Annotated in this window: 5 protein-coding genes and 2 pseudogenes; 2 read left to right on the top strand and 5 right to left on the bottom strand. The window is 53.7% G+C overall.

Annotated features, from left to right (window positions below; translation table 11 throughout):
• Nucleotides 1-126, top strand: a pseudogene (locus tag AWU74_RS10230) (AAA family ATPase); the annotation flags it as partial.
• On the opposite strand, the gene AWU74_RS04025 reads toward AWU74_RS10230, so the two are convergent.
• The 3 genes from AWU74_RS04025 to AWU74_RS04010 form a co-directional block, all read right to left on the bottom strand.
• A complete protein-coding gene (locus AWU74_RS04025; protein WP_062327885.1) occupies nt 107-487 on the bottom strand; it encodes a Clp protease N-terminal domain-containing protein in 381 nt (126 codons plus the stop codon). The pseudogene AWU74_RS10230 and the gene AWU74_RS04025 sit on opposite strands and share 20 nt — an antisense overlap.
• A gap of 415 nt (nt 488-902) precedes the next feature.
• Entirely contained in the window at nt 903-1,400 is a 498-nt protein-coding gene (locus tag AWU74_RS04015) for a hypothetical protein (protein WP_062327880.1), read from the bottom strand.
• 31 nt (nt 1,401-1,431) lie between these two features.
• Nucleotides 1,432-1,620 carry a hypothetical protein gene (locus tag AWU74_RS04010; protein WP_162504777.1) on the bottom strand — a complete coding sequence of 63 codons (189 nt, stop codon included), beginning with the start codon at nt 1,618-1,620 and terminating at the stop codon, nt 1,432-1,434.
• Nucleotides 1,621-1,746: 126 nt separating this feature from the next.
• On the opposite strand from AWU74_RS04010, the gene AWU74_RS04005 reads away from it, so the two are divergent.
• Nucleotides 1,747-2,295: a hypothetical protein gene (locus AWU74_RS04005; protein WP_187150824.1), complete on the top strand. Its 549-nt coding sequence runs from the start codon at nt 1,747-1,749 to the stop codon at nt 2,293-2,295.
• Nucleotides 2,296-2,746: 451 nt separating this feature from the next.
• Here the strand turns inward: AWU74_RS04005 and AWU74_RS04000 are convergent, their stop codons facing one another.
• Nucleotides 2,747-3,826: a lipoprotein TP_1001-related protein gene (locus tag AWU74_RS04000; protein ID WP_162504776.1), complete on the bottom strand. Its 1,080-nt coding sequence runs from the start codon at nt 3,824-3,826 to the stop codon at nt 2,747-2,749.
• A gap of 361 nt (nt 3,827-4,187) precedes the next feature.
• Nucleotides 4,188-4,378 (bottom strand): annotated as a pseudogene (locus AWU74_RS10220) (transposase); the annotation flags it as partial.
• Between the last annotated feature and the right edge of the window lie 115 nt (nt 4,379-4,493).

The raw sequence follows: 4,493 nt of genomic DNA, 5'->3' as shown, positions 1-4,493 counted from the left end.
CGGGCGCTCACCCGAATCGATATGAGCGAATATATGGAAAAGTTCGCGGTGAGCCGCCTCATCGGCGCGCCTCCGGGCTACGTGGGCTACGACGAGGGCGGGCAGCTCACCGAAGCGGTGCGGCGGCTTTGCCGTCGGACTCCGAGGCGGCAAGCAAAAGGTGCTCCGCCGACAGGTATTCGTCCTTGAGCGCGGCGGCTTCCTTTTCGGCATTCGCGAGCGCCTTCGCCGCCTCCGCCGAAAACGCCACCTGCGCGTTGCCGTGGATTTTGGGGTACGCGTTCAGCGCCGCCTCGACGTCGCCGAGCAGCGCGTCCGCGTTTGCCCCGATTCGCTCCGCAAGGGGCGGGGCGACCCCGTCCTTCTGCGTCAGGAGCGCGTATATGATATGGTCGAGCCCCACTTCGCTGTGGTTCCGCTGCTGCGCGAGCGTCCCCGCCGCACGGAGCGCGTCCTGCGCCTTGATAGTATATTGGTCGTAATTCATAGCACAAAGGTACGGCTAAATGGGGGGAAAAGCAAATGCGATACCCGCACAGAGTGCGGGTATCGTCCGAGTTCTCTGAAAGAACTCGGCATAGGGGTTTGCGCCCTTCGGCAAAGCCCGCTCGGCAGGCAGCTTGGCGGAAAACCGTCCGCATACGCGTTCGGCGGTAGCCGAACGTCCGAGTTTTTTGAAAAAACTCGGCATATAGGTGAAGCACCTTCCTTCCGCCTCTCGGTCAGACTCGGTATACGCGCCCCTATGCCTATAAAAAAACAGGGCTTTCGCCCTGCTTTTGCAGCGCCCCAAAATGTGCCGAAGTAAGGCGTGGGAGGGAGCGCAGCGTATAGCGTATGTTATGCGAAGTAAAAACCTGCTACGCTGTGCCGTGCCACAGACGGCGCAGCATCTTCAATTTTTACCATGAATACCCAATCTGAGCTTTTGCTCTGATATTAGCCGATACCAATTCATCAAATTCACTTTCATCAAATTCACTTATGCTCGCAAAATAATCAAAGGTTGCTCCAAAGTCTAAAACAAATCCATTTGGTTTACCGACGTCTATTTTCCAGCCGACACCGCCGGTAATCATTGTAGCAGGGACAATCCATAAGTGTGCGTATCCGAGCCCCAAATCTGCATAAAATTTACCAGACCAAGGATACCATTTTGCTTGGACGTCAAAAAAGTTTGCCGGAAAGATGAGAAGCGTATCTTGTCCTGCTTCTACGCCAAGCGCAAACTGACCTTTTCCTAAAAATCCGTCAAAAAGCACCCGTTCGTAGTCAACCGAAAATCCTGTCCAAATTCCAAGATCAAGACCGCCAGTGATTGTGTTTTTTGCTTTTTCTTGAGCACCCCCCCCCGTTACGGCAATTGCCGTAAAAACCAGAAACAGAAACACTCTCTTCATTTTAGCCTCCTTAAGCTACTGTTTGTTTATGTTAGGGCGTGTTCACGCGGCGCAATCCGTGTGCCCCGCGAAATTTTGCGCTTATACCGCAACACCGGCACTGTTCGCCGTGCGCAATTTCATAGCAAGCATACTCGCTGTCCGGCGTTTTAGCAAACCCCGCCGTCCGCGCGCCCGCCTTTGTCATGAGCCGAGCCGTTGCCCTGCTGTCTGTATTCACCGCAAGCCCCCTTCCCGCCCCGTCAAGTATGCGTATTGTATACAGAGCATACCGTATGCTGTGCATACCGTATGCGCGGCAGAGTCCCTATTATATCACAAACTATCATATACGTGCAATCCGCCCTTGGCGGTACACCGCCAGCCTCTATGCCGCAGCTTCGCCGACTGGGACTGCCGAAATGGAGAGAAAGGGAGCGGGCTTTGCCCGTTCCCTTTCTCGTCTCATAGGGGAAGCGGTTTTGCCGCTTTCCCTATGACGGCGTACAGGCAGAATACGGCGGAAAAACTTTTGCATTATATAGAGATAGAAGGCTTGCTAGCGAGATTTTTGGCGCGGCTCAGAGGTTTTTTTGCGCCGCTCACAAAATTTTATGCGTCACTCACAAAGTTTTTTGCGTCGCTCACAAAGTTTTTTGCGCCGCTCACAAAGTTTTTTGCGCCGCTCACAAAATTTTATGCGTCACTCACAAAATTTTATGCGTCACTCACAAAATTTTTTGCGCCGCTCACAAAGTTTTTTGCGCCGCTCACAAAATTTTATGCGTCACTCACAAAATTTTTTGCGCCGCTCACAAAGTTTTTTGCGCCGCTCACAAAATTTTATGCGTCACTCACAAAATTTTATGCGTCACTCACAAAATTTTTTGCGCGACTCGCAGGACCTTGCGAGTAACTCGCGGGACCTTGCGGGCGGCGCATAAAATTGTATAAGCGGGTCGTTTGACGCCGCTTTTGCGCGAAATAACTTGCCGGCAGGGCGCGGAATATGTTTTGCCGTATCGCGGGAACGCGGCGTTCGTCGTTGCTCTTTCGGGCAACGACAGAGTTCCTTGAGGAAACTCGGCAACGCCGCCTTCCCCCGAAGGCTGCAGAGCCTCCCCTGAAGGTTCTGGGACTTCCCCCAAAGGCTTCGGGGCGCTTCCCCGTTTCACCGCTCCTTCGGTCTGCTTCCTTGATAAACCCGATAAGCGGGAATATTCGGCAGCGCCAGATTTAAGTCTGGGCATTTGCGCGGGGCAAGACAGAGGAACGAGGGCAGCCGAATGGAAGCCGCGGGAACGAAGCGCAAACCGTATATCCCGCGACAGGCACGGTTTCAACAGCGAAAACACAGTAAAAAGGCGCTATTTTATCGCCGACGAGTTCGGCTTCCCCGGCGACGCGCCGCTGGAGGCGGTGAGCTGCCAGACCGCCTTCCCGTTCTGTTCGCCTTCGCCGCCTTGGGCGAGACGCGCAATATTCTGTCGGCTGATTGTCCGCGTATAGGTGGCGCCGTCGGAACAAACCGCGTTCTCCGGCTGTACGCCGCCGGGCCACAAGCCCGCGTTAAACGCTTCTTCGGCAGCTTTGGCAACGGCAGCGGTGGTCGCGACGTTTTTGATCGTCGTTTTGCCTGATTCCGCGTACCAAAGCGCGTCCAGCAGCGCGCCGCCGTCCCGTTCGCGTAAGAGAATCACGTCGCTTTTGCCGATTCGCGCCTCGCGGTTGTCCACCCAGAAATCCCGCGCGTCGGATGAATCGGTGCAAGTTGAAAGCTTTAGATTATCCCCTGTTTCGTCTAGCGCCCCGTCTTCAATTTTTCGATAGTGAACGACAAGGTATTCCCCCGCCGCGACTGCGCAAGCGGGGAATTCGTAGAGACAGTCAATTCCGTCATACGCGCTATACAGAGTAACGCCCGCGAGATTCCCGCCCGTAACGGCGTACAGTTCGATGAATTCGCATTTGGGCTTGCTGTATTCGCTCCGCACTTCCGACAGCGCCAGACGCGGCACTTCGTCATTGTAGCCGGAAAACGCAAGGCTGAACGACAGCGAGTTGCCCGCGGCGTCGCTTACCGCGCCAGTCAGCAGATATTTTTCGCCGCGCACGGTTTTTTTTGACAGCGAAAGCGCCACGAGTTTTGGGTCTTCCACTGCATTAATCCGCGTTCCGTCGGCATACAGATTATTGTCGCTGGTCGTTATGTGCAAATCGACAGCGCTAATCGCTTCGGAAAACCCGACAAGCAGGCTTCCGGCGTTTTCCGCGGAAAACGAGCGCAGTTCCGGCGCGGAAAAATCCCCGGACAGCACTGTCACGGCAAAACCCGCGCCGTTTGTCCGGCAGGAAAACACAGAAGCTGAAACAGAACACGCCGACATGATGAGCGCCGCTACGAAGACGTCTCGAATAGCGCATATCAGTTTTTGAGAATTATGCATAAAAACCTTCTTAAAAAAACGGTAAAAGCCTTTGTGTTGTCTTTATGGAGATTTGTTTCAGGATTTATGCACGAAGTATGAAAAAATCTTTTATAAGCGGCTGATTATCTGAACGGGCTTGAGCAAGAATTCGATTAGTCCTTGTTCAAGTCTGAGGAATACCTTTCGGTGAGCGCTTGGTTTTGCCCGCATACCCTGCCGTCAGCCTCTGGCGGCGCAGTGGTTTAGCTTATAGCCGCCTGTTTTAACAAGTATCCTAATGCCTCTTTTCTCAAATCTCCAGTAAAAATGAAAGGGAAATTTTGTTAGCCTTGTCCCGTCAGCGGTTGCGCTCCGTTAAATACCATTAGGTAGTGTGGACTTAAAGGTAGAGGAATAAACACCTGACATGAATGGCGGCGATGAAGGAAGCGGCGAGCTTTGCGCAGCGCACAGCGATTCCGCGCCAGCGCTTGAGGGCACGGAAGACGTTTTCAATGACGTGCCGCATCCGATACAGCTCATGACTGTACGCTCTCTGCTTTTCCGGCTTTTAACCGGAGGGATGACTGCTACCATATCCGCTTCCTTAAGCATATCGAGCAGCTCGTTCGTGTCATATGCCTTGTCCGCGAGGAACGTTTCCGCTTCCAAACCGTCCATAAGGAAAGGCGCCTGGCTGCAGTCC

Source organism: Treponema endosymbiont of Eucomonympha sp. (assembly GCF_001028545.1).
This window is presented reverse-complemented; position numbering and strand designations above follow the sequence as displayed.